The following is a 15,571-nucleotide window of genomic DNA, read 5'->3' as shown; positions in this document are numbered from 1 at the left end:
AGAGGAGAGATTATGAAAAAGCCTCTTATTGTCCTCACCGGTCCGACTGCAGTTGGAAAAACAAAGTTGTCTATTTCTCTTGCAAAAGCAGTTGATGGTGAGATCATATCAGCAGATTCCATGCAGGTTTACAAATATATGGACATTGGATCTGCAAAGATCATGCCAGATGAGATGCAGGGAGTTCCCCATTATCTTGTGGATGAACTGATGCCAGATGAGGAGTTCCATATTGTACGGTTCCAGCAGATGGCAAAAGCTGCCATGGAAAAAATTTACGCCAAAGGCCATATTCCCATTCTGGTGGGCGGAACCGGCTTTTATATCCAGGCTGTGACCAGAGATATTGATTTTACCCAGGCAGAGCAGGACGATGGCTACCGTGCCAGTCTGGAGGCTCTGGCGGAAAAAAATGGAGCCGCTTATCTTCACCAGATGCTTGCAGAAGTGGATCCCAAAAGCGCGGAAGATATTCACGAAAATAATATAAAACGGGTGATCCGGGCCCTGGAATTTTATCATCAGAACCATAGCCCTATTTCTGCCCACAATGAAGAACAGCATGAGCGGACAAGTCCGTATAATCTGGCTTATTTTGTATTAAATGCGCCCCGTGAGCTTCTGTATGAACGGATTGACAAACGTGTGGATGAAATGATGGCAAATGGACTCGTGGAGGAAGTACAGCGTCTGAAAGAGATGGGATATCACAGAGGCATGGTTTCCATGCAGGGCCTTGGCTATAAAGAAATCCTGGCTTATCTGGATGGCGGAATGCCATTGGAGGAAGCTGTGCGGATCCTGAAGCGGGATACCAGGCATTTTGCGAAACGGCAGCTGACCTGGTTTCGGAGAGAACCGGAAACTGTATGGGTAAATAAAGACCAGTTTGAGTATGAGGATGAAAAAATGCTTGAGTATATGCTGGATACCTGCAGAGAAAAGAAACTAATCGAACATGTCTGCTAACACAGAGATTACCATGAATGAACGTGTAACTTTAAAATTACAAATTTAATAAACGATAGATATGGAGGAACGTTGCCCAAAAGTGTGCAGGTTGCCAGAAGGCTATTTGACATATACTTAAGTGGCAACAGAAATGAATTATGAAAGAATTATATGAGCAGCTGGGAATTTCTTCCCAGGTTTACGATTTTTGCCATGAAATAGAGGAATCTTTAAAAGACCGTTTCCAGCAGTTTGATAAAACTGCGGAATATAACCAGATGAAGGTGCTTCTGGCTATGCAGAAAAATCGCGTAAGTGAAGAGTGCTTTGGTTCTTCTTCCGGTTACGGATATAATGATTATGGCCGGGATACCCTGGAGAAGGTTTATGCAGATACCTTCCACACTGAGGCATGCCTGGTGCGTCCACAGATTGCATGTGGTACCCATGCGCTGGCCATTGCACTTTTTGGAAATCTCCGTCCAGGAGATGAAATGCTGGCTCCTGCCGGAAAACCTTACGATACCCTTGAAGAGGTGATTGGTATCCGTCCGTCTAAAGGGTCTCTTGCAGAATATGACGTTACTTACCGCCAGGTAGACCTTCTGGAGGATGGCACTTTTGATTATGAAAATATCCGTAAAGCCATTAATGAGAAGACAAAGCTGGTTGAAATCCAACGTTCCAAAGGCTATATGACTCGTCCTTCTTTCTCTGTAAAGCAGATTGGAGAACTGATCGCTTTCGTTAAGAGCATTAAGCCGGATGTGATCTGTATGGTAGATAACTGCTATGGCGAGTTTGTGGATACCATAGAGCCAAGTGATGTTGGTGCAGATATGGTAGTTGGTTCCCTGATCAAAAACCCAGGCGGCGGTCTTGCACCTATTGGCGGATACATTGCTGGTACAAAGGAATGCGTGGAAAATGCTTCTTATCGTATGACCTGTCCTGGACTGGGAGCTGAGGTCGGTGCTTCCCTTGGCGTAAACCGTTCCTTCTATCAGGGCTTTTTCCTGGCCCCGATGGTTACCAAGGGGGCTTTAAAGGGAGCTGTGTTCGCAGCAAATATTTATGAAAAGCTTGGATTTGACGTAGTTCCAAATTCTACAGAGCCGAGGCAGGATATTATCCAGGCGGTTACCCTGAACAGTCCTGAAAGACTGATCGCATTTTGCAAAGGAATCCAGGCTGCCGCACCAGTTGACAGCTATGTAGATCCGGAACCTTGGGATATGCCAGGCTATGACAGCCAGGTTATTATGGCGGCAGGCGCATTTGTACAGGGATCTTCTATTGAGCTTTCCGCAGATGGCCCGGTTAAAGAACCATATGCCGTTTATTTCCAGGGAGGACTTACCTGGGAGCATGCAAAGCTCGGGGTTATGATGTCTTTGCAGAAGCTTGTGGAGCAGAATCTGGTAAAATTACCGTAAGTGTAACATAGGAGTTTGTATGGGCAAAAAGCGTGTTATTGTAGTTGGCGGCGGTGCCTCCGGGCTTATGGCTGCTATTACAGCTGCCAGAAATGGTGCTACTGTGACGATATTGGAGCAGAACGAGAAAACAGGTAAAAAAATATGTGCAACTGGAAATGGAAAATGTAATTTCACAAACATCCGGGTGCCACAGGATGCTTACCGAAGCGAGAACCCTGGATTTGAGCAGAATGTTTTGGAACAGTTTTCTGTGGAAGATACAGTGAAGTTTTTTACCTGTCTTGGCATCTATCCTGTAAATAAAAATAATGGATATCTTTATCCTCACAGCGGACAGGCTTCAAGTGTTGCAGAGGTATTAAACCTGGAGGCCTTAAGTCTTGGTGTGAAAATTAAAACAAACGAGCATGTGCAGGATATTTCCAGGGAAAATAATATCTGGAAGGTTCATACATCCAGCTGGGCTTATGAGGGGGAGGCGGTTATTCTGGCAAATGGATCCAGGGCTTCTGCCATTTCCGGTTCGGATGGAAGTGGCTACCAGCTGGCTGCATCGCTTGGTCATCAGATCATTGAACCCCTTCCGGCTCTCACAGCATTAAAATGTAAGAATACAGGTTTTGCCGGATGGGCAGGCGTCCGTACAGAAGGAAAGGTTACGTTACTGGCAGAAGGCGAAAAAGTGACAGAGGAAACAGGTGAACTGCAGCTTACAGATTACGGAGTATCTGGAATTCCAGTATTTCAGATCAGCCGTTATGCTATCCGGGCATTAAAACAGGGGAAAAAAGTGAAACTGTATCTGAATTTTTTGCCGGAATTTTCAGAAGAGCAGCTAATGGCATTTCTTGAAAAACGTAAAGAGAATTGTCCCTATAAAGGGAAAAAGACATTTCTGACCGGACTTTTTCCAGACAAATTATCCAAGGTACTTCTCCAGGCACAGGATCTTGCAGAAGCAATCCGCTGCTATCCTCTTAATGTGACGGGGTATCTGCCTTTTGAGCAGGCACAGGTGTGCTCCGGAGGTGTGGATACCCGGGAAGTGGATGCAATGACTCTTGAATCCAGATATAAATCTGATATTTTTTTTGCGGGAGAACTTCTTGACATTGATGGAAAATGTGGTGGTTACAATTTGCAATGGGCCTGGTCCAGCGGCTATGTTGCAGGATTAAATGCCAGTATTATATAAGATATTAATCAGAAGGAGTACCATATGATCCGAATTACCCAGCTGAAGCTTTCTATCGATCATTCAGAGGAAGAGCTTGAACATAAGATCCGGAAAGCCCTGCGTTTGAAAAAAGAAGAATTTTCTTATGAGATAGTGAAACAGTCACTTGACTGCCGCCATAAAGAGGACAAAAAATTTGTTTATACGGTAGATATTTTTTTGAAAGAGAGAAATCTGGAGGGCAAAATCGTCCGAAAGGTTCGCGATAATAATATTACGTTAACTGACCGAAGGGAATATGTATTTCCAATGCCTGGTGAAACAGAACTGGAACATCCGCCGGTTATTGTGGGGAGCGGTCCTGCCGGAATTTTCTGCGCCTGGTATCTGGCAAAGGCTGGTTACAGGCCACTTGTTCTGGAACGTGGGGAAGAAGCCCATGTCCGACAGAAAACAGTGGAAAATTTCTGGAAAAATGGGGTATTGGATCCGGATTCCAATGTCCAGTTTGGAGAAGGCGGTGCCGGTACTTTTTCCGATGGCAAATTGAATACCCTTGTGAAAGATCCTTCCGGACGAAACCATGAGGTTTTAAAGCGATTTGTGCAGGCAGGAGCTCCTGCGGAGATCATTTACCAGCAGAAACCTCATCTTGGCACAGATGTACTGGTTGACGTTGTTGAAACCCTGCGCCATGAAATAGAAGAAATGGGTGGCAGCTTCCAGTTTAAGGCCAAGGTTACAGATCTGGTTTTTGAAAATGGCAGTTTAAAAGAAATTGAAGTGAATGGGGAAAGCCGGATTCCGGCGCAGGTCTGTGTTCTGGCTGTGGGTCATAGTGCCAGGGATTCCTTTTCCATGTTTGAGAAAAAAGGAATCTATATGGAACCGAAATCGTTTGCAGTAGGTGTCCGTATGGAGCATCCCCAATCTATGATCAATCTTGCCCTTTATGGAGAAGAAGAGAATGAAAAGCTTGGAGCTGCAGCATATAAGGTTACCCATACCTGTGGAAATGGCCGTGGCGTTTATTCCTTCTGTATGTGTCCAGGGGGATATGTGGTAAACGCTTCCTCAGAAGAGCAGATGCTTGCTGTAAATGGAATGAGTTATCAGGCCAGGGACAGCAAAAATGCAAACAGTGCACTGATCGTCTCTGTAACACCAGCGGATTTTCCAGAAGAAGGGCCTCTTGGCGGAGTTGCATTCCAGCGTGACCTGGAGCGTGCAGCCTGGAAGGCAGGAAATGGAAAAGTTCCGGTACAGATGTTTGAAGATTATAGAAACCATAAGGCAAGTACTGCAATCGGAAGTGTAGAACCGTGTATCAAAGGTGCTTATGTTCCAGGAGATGTCCGCAGTATTTTTCCAAAAGAAATTGGAGATTCCATAGAAGAGGGAGTCCTTGCTTTTGGAAAGAAAATTAAAGGATTTGACCGGCCTGATGCGGTGATTTCCGGTGTAGAAAGCAGAACGTCATCCCCGGTGCGGATCGTTCGCGATAAGGATTCACTGGAAGCAAACTATGAAGGCATTTATCCATGCGGAGAAGGTGCTGGCTACGCTGGGGGAATTACATCTGCTGCCATGGATGGCATAAAAGTGGCGGAAGCTATTTCTAAAAAGTTTAGAAATTTTTAGGAGAGAGTGTACATCTCTCCTTTTTTATGCTAAAATAATTCTGCATTGCAGGAATTTACATAATTATATTGGTTCCTGTAATGAGATCAGACCTGTCAGCCCCTGGAGAACTGCAGGTAAAATATATGAATGAACTGAAAATGACTATCAGAGAATTGCCGGAGGAATCGCGCCCCTATGAGAAATGTCTGCAATGGGGGCCATCAGTCCTAAGCGATAGTGAGCTTCTGGCTGTGATTCTAAGAAGCGGTGTACCAGGAATGAATTCCCTGGCACTGGCAAATCAAATCTTGAGTCTTACGAAAGATACCTCATATCCGGGCCTTCTGGGACTTTTACATATGTCCCTGCCGGATCTGATGAAGGTGAACGGAATCGGGAAAGTCAAGGCCGTCCAGCTGAAATGTATCGGGGAACTTTCCAAGCGGATGGCATCTGCTGCTGCCAGACCAAGACTTTCTTTCAACGATCCCATTACCATAGCAAAATACTATATGGAGCATCTCAGACATGAAGAACAGGAGATGTTGATCGTAATGCTGCTGGATGGAAGAAATCATCTCCTTGGAGAACAGACGATCTCCAAGGGAACCGTAGGAGCTACACTTGTTACACCCAGAGAGGTTTTTGTGGAAGCGCTTAAGTTCCATGCAGTAAGCCTGATCCTTGTTCACAACCATCCAAGTGGTGATCCGACGCCCAGCGACTGTGACCGGGAGATTACGGAGCGGATCTACCGATCCGGAGAGCTTCTTGGGGTGAAGCTTCTGGATCATATCGTGATCGGTGACCAGAGATATGTAAGTTTCAGAGAACAGGGCTTACTTACTTATTGAAATTGCATATTTTGAAACATTAGGCAGTACTTTTTGAGGGGAGAACGATGAAGGGACAGATATATGCTGTTTGAAAAAACATATGGGATAGACCTTGGAAGCAGTTCCGTCAAGGTCTATTCCATGATTCGAAATAAAAGCTACATTGAGAAGAATATGATTGCAGCGAAAGGCCGCAAAATCATAGCCGTGGGCAACGAAGCGTATGAAATGTTTGAAAAAGCACCATCCGACATTTCCGTAAGTTCGCCGATGGCTTTTGGTATGATAGCTAATCTGGAACTGCAGGAAATCGTACTTTACAGTATGATGAGAAAAATTGATAAAATTTTAGGAATAGGCTCTGTTATGTATTTTGCAGTGCCTCTTGATATGACCGCCATTGAGAAAAGAGCCTACTACCAGGTGGCAAACGGCCACTGGCTCCGTAAAAACCGTGTTTATATGGTAGAAGCCCCCATAGCAGATGCTATCGCCATGGGAGTTGATCTGGAAAATAATGCAGGAAGCATGGTGGTAAACATCGGTGCCCAGAGCACCAATTTTTCCATTATCACAGGTGGACGTATTATTATCAGTAAAAAGATTCCCATTGGCGGACGGCAGATGAATGAAGCCGTGTGCAGCGAGGTGCGTAAGCGTTACAATCTCCAGATCGGAACCCGTACAGGGAAGCGTCTGAAGCTGGTAATGGGCCGGCTTGCAGACCAGCATAAGCAGGCACGTAAAGTAGTCGGGATCGACAGTGTATCCGGGCTTCCGCGGGAAGAAGTTATTTCAGCTTACGTGGTAAATGCCGGGATCATGAACTGTGTCAACGAGATCGGAGCGCAGATGAAAATTTTTCTGGAGCGTATTCCCCCTCAGATTTCCTATCATATAGCGAAAGAGGGAATTTATCTGACTGGAGGAAGTACCCGGATTTCCCATATAGATACATATCTGGCAAGCTATACAGGTTATTCCTTCAATCTGTCAGATCTATACGAGACTTCTGCTGTCAAGGGTCTTGAGAAAATCATCCATGACAAGGAGCTTCGCAAATGGGCACAGCCCATCACACAAAGAAAATTATAGTATTCGCGGTTTTTGCCGTTCGTTTTTATAATAAATAATTCGTTTTTTAGGGGTGCCATTTTATGAAAAACCTTAAGAAAAAATTCCGGTTTCGTATTAATCTGAAAAGTAAACACTTGTTGGCAATTATGTCCCTTTTCTGCCTGAGCTGCATTGTAGCTACATTTGCGTCTGGTATTTCCACAGCTCCTTTACAGGAAGCCGCAGGAATTGTCATAGTTCCATTTGAAAAGAGCATTGAAAAAATTGGTGCTATGGTCCGTTCTGTAAGTGATAGCTTTCAGGACAAGCAGGACCTGATCTTTGAAAATGAAGAGCTGAAAGCAGAAATTGACAGTCTGACCACCCAGAATAACAAGCTGATCCAGGATCAGGGAGAATACCAGCGCCTGAAAGAGTTGTATAATCTGGATCAGACCTATGAGGAGTATCCGAAGGTGGCTGCCACTATCATTTCCAAGGATCCTGGCAACTGGTATGATACTTTTATGATCAATAAAGGATCTGATGACGGAATCCGCGTTGATAACAATGTAATTGCAGGAAAGGGACTTGTAGGGATCGTGACAGAGGTAGGTTCTTCCTGGGCCACAGTCCGCTCGATTATCGATGATAGCAGCAGTGTCAGTGCCATGACAGTCAGTACATCTGATAACTGCATCGTAACGGGAGACCTGGAGCTGATCGATGAGGGAAAACTGCGTTTTGAGCAGCTTTATGATCAGGAGGATAAAGTCACAGTAGGAGAGCGCATTGTTACTTCCAATATCAGTGAGAAATTCGTTGAGGGTCTTTTTATCGGATATGTAAGTGAAGTACAGGTGGACAGCAACAATCTGACCAAGACCGGTACCATTGTCACGCCGGTAGATTTTCTTCATCTGAAGGATGTGTTTGTTATTACAGTCAATAAACAGGATATGATAGATGAAACTGCCACAGATGGACAGGAGGGTGCAGATGAAGAGTAAGATTGTGTTTTTTCTTACCATTATAATATGTTTTCTTCTGCAGTGTACGGTTATGGATCTGATTTCTATTGGATCTGTAACACCTAATCTTATGCTGGTTCTGTGTGTTTCCATGGGATTGATGCGCGGACGTAAAAGCGGCTTATGGGCGGGCTTTTTCTCGGGACTGCTTGTGGATCTGTTTTTTGGTTCTATATTTGGATTTTATGCATTAATATACATGTATATTGGCTATTTAAGTGGATATGCACATAGAATTTATTATGATGATGATGTGAAGGTTCCTATGTTTCTGACAGCAATTGCAGACCTTTTATATAATTTATCCATCTACGGCCTGCAATTCCTTCTGAGGGGAAGACTGGGGCTCAGGACGTATCTTTACAGGATCATCATACCGGAAATTTTTTATACGGTATTTATTACCTTGATTGTATACCGGATTTTCCGCTACATTAACTATCGCTATATGAACATAACCAGGAAAGAAAGTGAGTCTATTTGGGTACTAAAATAAAGAGAATTTTTAAGAAAATCAGTTTAAAACGAACGACAGTACTGATTCTGGCGTTTGTCCTCATGTCAGTAGTTCTGGTCCGGAGGTTATTTGACCTGCAGATCATTCAGGGCGAAGATTACATCAGCAAGTTCCAGGCAAGGACGACCAAGGAACGAGTGATCAAAAGCACCCGTGGAAATATCCTGGACAGGAACGGGGATATACTGGCCTCCAACGTGCTGTCTTATTCCCTGACGCTTGAGGATAACGGAACATATACCTCTACAAGGGAGAAGAACCTGACCTTAAATGGCGTCGCCTATCAGGTTCTGCAGATTCTTCACAGCAATGGGGATGATATCACCCATTCTTTTCACATTATCGTTGATGATAATGGGGAATATGCTTTTGATGTGACAGAGGGATTCACATTGAATCGTTTTCGTGCAGATATTTACGGGGAAGCTTTAATTGATAATCTGACAGAAGAGCAGAAAAACGCAACTGCTGCACAGATGATGGATTTTCTCACTGGTTCTGAGAAATTTTCCATTGTTCTTGACGGGGAACGTGCGTACACAGACGATGAACTGACGTCCCACGGTCTGCCTCTTTCGCTGACAAAGCAGGAAATGCTGGATATAGCCACTATCCGTTATGAACTGAATACTAACAGTTTTAAGAAATATATGCAGGTGACCATAGCCACAAATGTCAGTGAGAAGTCTGTTGCTGCGATCATGGAAAACAAAACAGGTCTTCAGGGAATTGATGTTGTGGAAGATTCTATCCGCCAATATATTGATGATGAAAGTATGGCACCTATCCTTGGTTATACAGGAAAAGCTTCTTCGGAAGAACTGACAGAGCTACGCAAACAGAATCCGGATTATTCCAATGATGCAATTGTAGGAAAAGCCGGAATTGAGCAGTATATGGAACTTACCCTGCAGGGAACCGATGGAAAGGAAACCGTTTCGGTTGATAACCTTGGAAAAGTTTTGAAAATCGATGAAGATACGAAGGTGGAGCCTGTTGCCGGTAATGATGTGCAGCTTACCATTGATACAGACTGGCAGTCTGCTATTTACCAGATCCTGAAGCAAAGGGTAGCAGGTGTTCTTCTGACGAAGATTGATGCGGTAAAGACATTTGATTATTCCAGTGTTACAGATGCCAGCCAGATCCGTATCCCTATTTATGATGTATATAATGCACTGATTTCCAACAGTGTGATTGATATCAATAAATTCAGTAATGAAGATACCTCTGATGTAGAAAAAAATTTATATGCCAAATTTCAACAAAAGCAGCAGAGCGTTTTTGATACAATAAGCTCGAAGCTTAATGGCAGTAATCCGCCGGCATATAAAGATGAAGATGAGGAAACCCAGGAATATCTTTCTTATATCTGTAATGATCTTCTTAGGGATACATTGGGAATTATTTCCAGGGATGCCGTTGATACTTCTGATGCCACCTATAAAGCATGGACAACAGATGAGAGTATCAGTCTGAAAGAATATCTGACTTATGCTACAAGCCAGGGCTGGATTGATATCAGCAGTTTTTCACCAGAGGGAGAATATCTGGACTCAGAGGAAATTTACCAGGCTCTGACAGCTTACATCGTTGACTATCTTAGCACAGATACTGGATTTTCCAAGCTCTTATATAAGTATATGCTTCTGGAAGATACCATTTCCGGGCAGGAAATCTGTCTGGTGCTTTACGAACAGGGAGTACTGGATAAAAATGATGGTACTTACGAAAGCCTGGCTTCCGGCGCTATGGGTGCCTATGATTTTATGATCAATAAGATTTATAATCTGGAGATTGAGCCTGCACAGCTGGCCTTAATGCCATGTTCTGCTTCTGCGGTAGTTGTGGATGTAAAGACTGGAGATGTGGTGTCATTGGTATCGTATCCAGGATATGATAATAACCGTCTTACAAATGATATGGACACAGAATATTATGCAAAGCTGGCACTTGACCAGTCCAGTCCGTTTTTTAACAAGGCGACGCAGCAGACCACTGCACCTGGTTCTACTTTAAAGCTTCTTTCCACCATTGCTGGTATGGAAGAAGGGGTAATCAGTGAAGATACTTATATCGAATGTACAGGAACTTTTGATTATGTGGATCCGCCGATCAACTGCTGGGATAAGAACGGTCACGGAAGCCTTGATATCAGAACGGCTATTGAACAGTCCTGTAACTATTTCTTTAATATGATCGGTTTCCAGCTTGGAAAAGTGGGAGACAATGAATTTTCTGAAGTACAGAGTTTAAGTAAGCTTCAGGAATATGCATCTCTGATCGGTCTGGACAAAAAAACGGGAATCGAGCTGTCTGAGGCTTCACCGAAGGTTTCAGATGCAAAGGCAGTTCCTTCTTATATGGGACAGGGTAATAACCTGTTTACCACTACAGAGTTGGCACGCTATGCTACGGTTATGGCAACTTCCGGAAACGTATTCAAGCTGACCCTTCTGGACAAGGTAAGTGATCCTAAGGGAGAGGTTATCCAGGAATATGAACCGGAAATCCAGGATGTGGTAAATATTTCTTCCAACATCTGGGATGTGATCCATGATGGTATGCGCCGCGTAATCCAGACCCATACACAGTTTGACGGGCTGGGAGTTGAAGTTGCCGGAAAGACAGGTACCGCAGAGCTTGATCTCCGCCATCCGAACCATGGTCTTTTTATCGGTTATGCGCCAGTATCTGATCCGGAGTACGCTGTAGCGATCCGTATTGCTAATGGTTACAGCTCCGGTAATGCATGTCTGATCGCTAATGATATATTTAAATATATGTACAATCTTGCTGATAAAGATTCTATTCTCACAGGCGTTGCGTCTACAGATACCAGTGAGACATCGAATGACTAAGAACTGTTTATGCCTGCCAGGAGTGCCTTGGCAGGCATATCCGTAAGAAAAAATATCAGAATTTTGGAACACCGTAAGAAAACACCAGAATTTTGGAACATTTTGTTTAGGAGGAATCAGAGAAAATGGGTGAAGTCATTGTCATTACATCCGGAAAAGGCGGTGTTGGAAAAACCACTACCGTGGCGAATATTGGAACCGGACTGGCTATGATGGGCAAAAAAACAGTTGTTGTGGATACGGATATCGGCCTTCGTAATCTGGATGTTGTGCTTGGGCTGGAGAACCGGATCGTATACAATCTGGTAGACGTGATAAATGGCAGCTGCCGTTTGAAACAGGCACTGATCAAGGACAAGCGTCATCCTGAACTGTACCTTCTGCCCTCAGCACAGACAAAGGATAAAACTGCTGTATCACCAGAGCAGATGATCAAGCTGACAGATGATCTGAGAGAGGAATTTGATTATATTTTGCTGGATTGTCCGGCGGGAATCGAGCAGGGCTTTAAAAATGCGATTGCTGGTGCTGATAAAGCGCTTGTCGTAACGACGCCGGAAGTATCGGCTATCCGTGACGCAGATCGTATCATAGGGCTTCTGGAAGCAAATGACCTGCGTGATATTCACCTGATCATCAACAGACTCCGACCAGATATGATTGCCCGGGGTGATATGATGTCTGTTGATGATGTGACTGAAATTCTGGCGGTAGATCTGATCGGGACACTTCTGGATGACGAACAGATCGTGGTAGCAACCAATCAAGGGGAGCCTCTTTCCGGTAAAAATTCCCAGGCGGAGGAAGAATACCGCAATATATGCCGCAGACTTATGGGAGAGGAAGTTCCTTTTGTGGAAATCAAGCAGAAAAAGAGTGTGCTTTCCCGATTGTTTAAAAGACATTAAGCATCAGGTTGCCAGTAATTATATTATGTAAATCATATACTCGCAGACTCAGAAATGGAGGGACTTCCAATGAAAACCTTTTGGCATAATAAAAGGCGTTCTGCTGGTTTCGCCCGTGACCGGATGAAATTGCTTCTGATCTCAGAACGCATAGAGTGCTCTCCACAGATGATGAAAATGTTAAAAAGTGATCTGGTACATACGGTAAAGAAGTATGTAACCATAGAGGAGAATAAAGTGAAAATACAAATATCCCAGGAACCGCCTGTATTGATGGCGTACATTCCTGTGATAACGAAAAAGGATAGATAATTTATGATTAAACAGTATAAGCTACGTTTTTACAATTTCAAACTGGTAATTCTCCTGACTGCGATCAGTCTGTTTGGAGTGCAGCTGGTAGCCAGTGCATCACCGGATCTTAGAAACAAGCAACTTCTTGGCGTTGTGATGGGGCTGGTGATCCTGGTGATCCTGTCATTGATGGACTATTCCTGGATCCTGAATTTCCAGTGGATCATGTATGGATTTAATCTGCTTATGCTTATTGGTGTGCGATTATTTGGAAGTGAGGCTGGTGGTGCCTCCAGATGGCTGGATATTGGAGGCTTCCGTTTTCAGCCTACCGAGCTTTCCAAAATTATTATTATTTTGTTTTTTGCCAAGTTTTTTATGGATCATGAGGATGACATTAATACATTCAGGGTATTGGCAGAGTCGGCTCTTCTTCTTGCAGTACCGCTTGCCCTGATCTATGCGCAGCCAGATATGAAAAATACCATAACGGTAACAATTATTTTTTGCATTTTGCTGTATGTTGCAGGACTTAGCTATAAGATCATCGGAGGTGCTATCCTGATCGCGGTTCCGTTGCTTATCATATTCTTGTCCATTGTTGTACAACCGGATCAGACCTTGATCAAGGATTACCAGAGACAGCGTATTATGTCTTTCCTTTATCCGGAAAATGAGGAATATCAGGATGATATTGAACAGCAGAACAACTCCAAGACGGCAATTGCCTCTGGAGAACTGGTAGGGAAGAAGCTGTCTGGGGAAGACCAGGTATCTTCTGTAAATGCAGGTAACTTTGTGGCAGAAAACCAGACAGACTTTATTTTTGCTGTTGCAGGAGAGGAATATGGATTTATAGGATGTACCACATTGGTTATTTTGCTTCTCCTGATTTCTGTGGAATGCATCAGGATGAGCCTGAGGGCAAAAGATCTTGCCGGGAAAATAGTCTGCTGTGGAGTTGGCAGCATTGTGGCGATACAGAGCTTTCTGAATATCTGCGTTGCCACAGGACTTGCTCCCAATACAGGTACGCCTCTTCCTTTTGTAAGTTATGGTCTGACTTCCCTGGTCAGTCTGTTTATCGGTATGGGACTGGTAATGAATGTAGGACTGCAGAGCAGCGCTTATAATAAAGAACTTAAGAAAAAAGAAATCGATAAGAAAGAGGAATACCTATAATGGATGCAAAAAGAAATAAGAACTCCAGGCATAAATCGGCAAGGTTTCGTAAAGCCAGAAAAAAAAGGATAAAAAATACTCTATTGTTGTTACTGGTTCTGGTCTTGGTTGGAGGTGCGGGAATTGGCGCAATTTATCTGCTTCGCAATGGAGGATTTTCTAATGCTCTGGATGAGTCCTATGTAGCCTCAAGAGAATTTTCCGGAGGGATTACGGGGACAGATAATCTGCGGGCTGATGGATTTGCCAAGAATCTGTGTGTTGTGGTGTCTGACGTTCCTATGGATGGGGTGTCCCTTGGAGAAAATCAAAAGGGACTTCTTCTTGATCTGGATGACAGAAAAGTGCTTTACTCCAAACAGGCACTTCAGAAGGTATATCCGGCAAGTATTACCAAGATTATGACAGCTATGCTGGCTTTGAAATACGGCAATATGGATGATGTTGTGACCATCACCCAGGAGAATCTGAATCTGGAAGAAGGCTCACAGGTCTGTGGCTTCTGGGCAGGTGACCAGGTTACGATGGATCAGCTTCTTCATTGCCTTCTGGTTTATTCAGGAAATGATGCAGCAGCTGCAATTGCAGAGCATATCGGTGGCTCGACAGAAGGCTTCGTAGAGATGATGAACAGCTTTGCCAGGGAGCTTGGCTGTACAGGAACACATTTTACCAATCCACATGGTTTGCAGGATGAGAATCATTATACTACGCCTTACGACATATATCTGATGTTAAAGGAAGCTTTAAATTATCCGGAGTTTACCCAGATTACCCAGTTAGGTTCCTATATTGTGGAATATACACATGCAGATGGAAGCAGCGCAAGTATTACTTTAACTGCAACAGACCATTATCTGACTGGCGAAGCCACACCGCCAAAGAATGTAACGATTCTGGGAGGTAAGACAGGTACCACCGATAATGCGGGAAACTGTCTGGCACTGTTAAGTCAGAATGCATACGGAAAGCCTTATATTTCTATTGTAATGGGTGCTTCTACAAAGGATGAACTATACGAACAGATGTCTTCCCTTTTACAGAATATTAATTAAGAAGAACATTGCATCCAAGTTTATAGAAAATACAAAACAACTTGTAAAAAATGGTCAGTAACTTCGTGAATCGTATTAAAATTGAGAAAAATAGACAGAAATATTAAAAAAACTATTGTATTTTTAGAAGAATTATACTATAATATGAAACATATTAAACAAGCTTTTTGGTAAAAATTTAATATCATATTGTCTAAGGAGGAAAACATCATGGTTGAACTGATCGTAGGAAAGAAAGGCAAAGGCAAAACAAAAGTGCTCTTAGACAGAGTAAACAATGCAGTGAAAGAAGCTAACGGAAGCATTGTTTATCTTGACAAGAGTACCAAGCACATGTATGAGCTTAACAATAAGGTACGTCTTATTGACGTTTCCTCTTATCCATTGAAAAATGCTGACGAGTTTGTTGGTTTTATCTGCGGTATTATTTCCCAGGATCACGATCTTGAGCAGATTTATCTGGACAGCTTCCTTAAGGTTTCCAAGCTGGAAGATGCAGACGTTACAGATACTCTGGAGCAGCTTGACAAGATCAGCGAAAAATATGGCATTTCTGTAGTTGTAAGTATTTCTCTTGATAAAGAAGAGTTGCCAGAAGTATTACAGGATAAGATTGCAGTAGCATTATAATCTAAGATGAT

The 15,571-nt window shown here is 43.4% G+C and carries 14 protein-coding genes; all 14 read left to right on the top strand.

Features of this window, described 5'->3' with window-relative positions; translation table 11 throughout:
* The first annotated feature begins 12 nt into the window (after positions 1-12).
* The 14 genes from miaA to ACTQWB_RS05400 all read left to right on the top strand — a co-directional run bounded on the left by miaA (position 13) and on the right by ACTQWB_RS05400 (position 15,560).
* Complete coding sequence (gene miaA / locus ACTQWB_RS05465) at positions 13-969, top strand: tRNA (adenosine(37)-N6)-dimethylallyltransferase MiaA (RefSeq protein WP_441500783.1); 957 nt, start codon at positions 13-15, stop codon at positions 967-969.
* A gap of 140 nt (positions 970-1,109) precedes the next feature.
* On the top strand, positions 1,110-2,387 hold the full coding sequence (locus tag ACTQWB_RS05460) for a methionine gamma-lyase family protein (RefSeq protein WP_441500784.1): 1,278 nt from the start codon (positions 1,110-1,112) through the stop codon (positions 2,385-2,387).
* A gap of 19 nt (positions 2,388-2,406) precedes the next feature.
* On the top strand, positions 2,407-3,585 hold the full coding sequence (locus tag ACTQWB_RS05455; RefSeq protein ID WP_441500785.1) for an NAD(P)/FAD-dependent oxidoreductase: 1,179 nt from the start codon (positions 2,407-2,409) through the stop codon (positions 3,583-3,585).
* Positions 3,586-3,609: 24 nt separating this feature from the next.
* Positions 3,610-5,208, top strand: coding sequence for an NAD(P)/FAD-dependent oxidoreductase (locus ACTQWB_RS05450; protein WP_441500786.1), 1,599 nt, complete (start codon positions 3,610-3,612; stop codon positions 5,206-5,208).
* 125 nt (positions 5,209-5,333) lie between these two features.
* Entirely contained in the window at positions 5,334-6,044 is a 711-nt protein-coding gene (radC, locus tag ACTQWB_RS05445; RefSeq protein WP_441500787.1) for a RadC family protein, read from the top strand.
* A 63-nt stretch (positions 6,045-6,107) separates the two neighbouring features.
* Positions 6,108-7,121 carry a rod shape-determining protein gene (locus ACTQWB_RS05440; RefSeq protein WP_441500788.1) on the top strand — a complete coding sequence of 338 codons (1,014 nt, stop codon included), beginning with the start codon at positions 6,108-6,110 and terminating at the stop codon, positions 7,119-7,121.
* Positions 7,122-7,183: 62 nt separating this feature from the next.
* Positions 7,184-8,092 (top strand): rod shape-determining protein MreC, encoded by a 909-nt coding sequence (gene mreC, locus ACTQWB_RS05435; RefSeq protein WP_441500789.1) that lies wholly within the window; start codon positions 7,184-7,186, stop codon positions 8,090-8,092.
* A complete protein-coding gene (gene mreD, locus ACTQWB_RS05430; RefSeq protein ID WP_441500790.1) occupies positions 8,082-8,609 on the top strand; it encodes a rod shape-determining protein MreD in 528 nt (175 codons plus the stop codon). The genes mreC and mreD overlap by 11 nt, the downstream gene beginning before the upstream one ends.
* Positions 8,594-11,491, top strand: a complete 2,898-nt coding sequence (locus tag ACTQWB_RS05425; protein WP_441500791.1) for a penicillin-binding transpeptidase domain-containing protein — start codon at positions 8,594-8,596, stop codon at positions 11,489-11,491. Before mreD ends, ACTQWB_RS05425 begins: the two co-directional genes overlap by 16 nt.
* A gap of 125 nt (positions 11,492-11,616) precedes the next feature.
* A complete protein-coding gene (minD, locus tag ACTQWB_RS05420) occupies positions 11,617-12,399 on the top strand; it encodes a septum site-determining protein MinD (RefSeq protein ID WP_441500792.1) in 783 nt (260 codons plus the stop codon).
* Positions 12,400-12,468: 69 nt separating this feature from the next.
* Entirely contained in the window at positions 12,469-12,711 is a 243-nt protein-coding gene (gene minE, locus ACTQWB_RS05415) for a cell division topological specificity factor MinE (RefSeq protein ID WP_441500793.1), read from the top strand.
* Positions 12,712-12,714: 3 nt separating this feature from the next.
* A complete protein-coding gene (locus ACTQWB_RS05410; protein ID WP_441500794.1) occupies positions 12,715-13,875 on the top strand; it encodes an FtsW/RodA/SpoVE family cell cycle protein in 1,161 nt (386 codons plus the stop codon).
* The gene (locus ACTQWB_RS05405) at positions 13,875-14,930 is read left to right on the top strand and encodes a D-alanyl-D-alanine carboxypeptidase family protein (protein WP_441500795.1); all 1,056 of its coding nucleotides are present in this window, start codon (positions 13,875-13,877) and stop codon (positions 14,928-14,930) included. Before ACTQWB_RS05410 ends, ACTQWB_RS05405 begins: the two co-directional genes overlap by 1 nt.
* Before the next feature lie 210 nt (positions 14,931-15,140).
* A complete protein-coding gene (locus tag ACTQWB_RS05400) occupies positions 15,141-15,560 on the top strand; it encodes a twitching motility protein PilT (protein WP_441500796.1) in 420 nt (139 codons plus the stop codon).
* The last annotated feature ends 11 nt before the right edge of the window (positions 15,561-15,571 follow it).

This window comes from Blautia sp. HCP3S3_H10_2 (assembly GCF_052122375.1).
Taxonomy (GTDB): domain Bacteria; phylum Bacillota; class Clostridia; order Lachnospirales; family Lachnospiraceae; genus Blautia_A.
The sequence above is the reverse complement of the archived record's forward strand: the minus strand, read 5'-3'. Positions and strand labels throughout refer to the sequence as shown.

What these genes read in the sequence shown, in the direction of transcription:
- minE (WP_441500793.1), top strand. Translation starts at nt 12,469, where the DNA reads ATGAAAACCTTTTGGCATAATAAAAGGCGTTCTGCTGGTTTCGCCCGT.
- minD (WP_441500792.1), top strand. Translation starts at nt 11,617, where the DNA reads ATGGGTGAAGTCATTGTCATTACATCCGGAAAAGGCGGTGTTGGAAAA.
- ACTQWB_RS05450 (WP_441500786.1), top strand. Translation starts at nt 3,610, where the DNA reads ATGATCCGAATTACCCAGCTGAAGCTTTCTATCGATCATTCAGAGGAA.
- ACTQWB_RS05405 (WP_441500795.1), top strand. Translation starts at nt 13,875, where the DNA reads ATGGATGCAAAAAGAAATAAGAACTCCAGGCATAAATCGGCAAGGTTT.
- ACTQWB_RS05455 (WP_441500785.1), top strand. Translation starts at nt 2,407, where the DNA reads ATGGGCAAAAAGCGTGTTATTGTAGTTGGCGGCGGTGCCTCCGGGCTT.
- ACTQWB_RS05400 (WP_441500796.1), top strand. Translation starts at nt 15,141, where the DNA reads ATGGTTGAACTGATCGTAGGAAAGAAAGGCAAAGGCAAAACAAAAGTG.
- ACTQWB_RS05410 (WP_441500794.1), top strand. Translation starts at nt 12,715, where the DNA reads ATGATTAAACAGTATAAGCTACGTTTTTACAATTTCAAACTGGTAATT.
- mreD (WP_441500790.1), top strand. Translation starts at nt 8,082, where the DNA reads ATGAAGAGTAAGATTGTGTTTTTTCTTACCATTATAATATGTTTTCTT.
- radC (WP_441500787.1), top strand. Translation starts at nt 5,334, where the DNA reads ATGAATGAACTGAAAATGACTATCAGAGAATTGCCGGAGGAATCGCGC.
- miaA (WP_441500783.1), top strand. Translation starts at nt 13, where the DNA reads ATGAAAAAGCCTCTTATTGTCCTCACCGGTCCGACTGCAGTTGGAAAA.
- mreC (WP_441500789.1), top strand. Translation starts at nt 7,184, where the DNA reads ATGAAAAACCTTAAGAAAAAATTCCGGTTTCGTATTAATCTGAAAAGT.
- ACTQWB_RS05460 (WP_441500784.1), top strand. Translation starts at nt 1,110, where the DNA reads ATGAAAGAATTATATGAGCAGCTGGGAATTTCTTCCCAGGTTTACGAT.
- ACTQWB_RS05440 (WP_441500788.1), top strand. Translation starts at nt 6,108, where the DNA reads ATGCTGTTTGAAAAAACATATGGGATAGACCTTGGAAGCAGTTCCGTC.